The sequence below is a fragment of the Bacillus sp. VT 712 genome (assembly GCF_001614195.1).
GTDB classification, from domain to species: Bacteria; Bacillota; Bacilli; order Bacillales; family Bacillaceae_H; genus Priestia; species Priestia flexa.
The window spans coordinates 1-688 of the sequence record NZ_LWBK01000091.1 but is presented as its reverse complement, the minus strand read 5'-3'; the positions used below and the strand labels follow the sequence as shown (position 1 = coordinate 688).

General features: G+C 35.8%; 1 pseudogene. It reads right to left on the bottom strand.

Annotated elements, in window-relative coordinates:
* Positions 1-688 (bottom strand): annotated as a pseudogene (locus A2U94_RS21720) (hypothetical protein); the annotation flags it as partial.

Here is a 688-nt window from a genome sequence, read left to right as displayed (position 1 = left end):
GAAAAGTCTCTGCTGTCCCTTTTGAAAGTGTAGCTCTTATATACTTAGCATTACTAGGAGTTGTAATTGTTGATGCTTGTTCTGGTGGTGACAATCTTGAAAGACCGCTGATGTAAATTTTGTTTTCATCATAAAAGGCAATTTCGTGTGAATAGTTTCTAGCGTAAACAGTTGATGGCTCTACTGGTACGAAATCTGTTACATCGTAAGATGTATTAGCACCAACAGTCCCTGTTAAGTAGTTAACAAATTTACCCGTTTCAACAGTATCCTTATTGAAAAGGTTTTTAGATGTTGTTACATCGGTTATTTGTCTTAAATCTATATCAATAGTACTTACGTCCTTAACTTCTAGGAACTCCGTAATTAAGTTCTCTTTGCCTAGTTTAAGTTTTTTTAAGTTGTAGCCAGCAAACGACTCATATGTTGTTGGAGTACTACCTTTTTCTAATTGAAAAGTCTCTGCTGTCCCTTTTGAAAGTGTAGCTCTTATATACTTAGCATTACTAGGAGTTGTAATTGTTGATGCTTGTTCTGGTGGTGACAATCTTGAAAGACCGCTGATGTAAATTTTGTTTTCATCATAAAAGGCAATTTCGTGTGAATAGTTTCTAGCGTAAACAGTTGATGGCTCTACTGGTACGAAATCTGTTACATCGTAAGATGTATTAGCACCAACAGTCCCTGT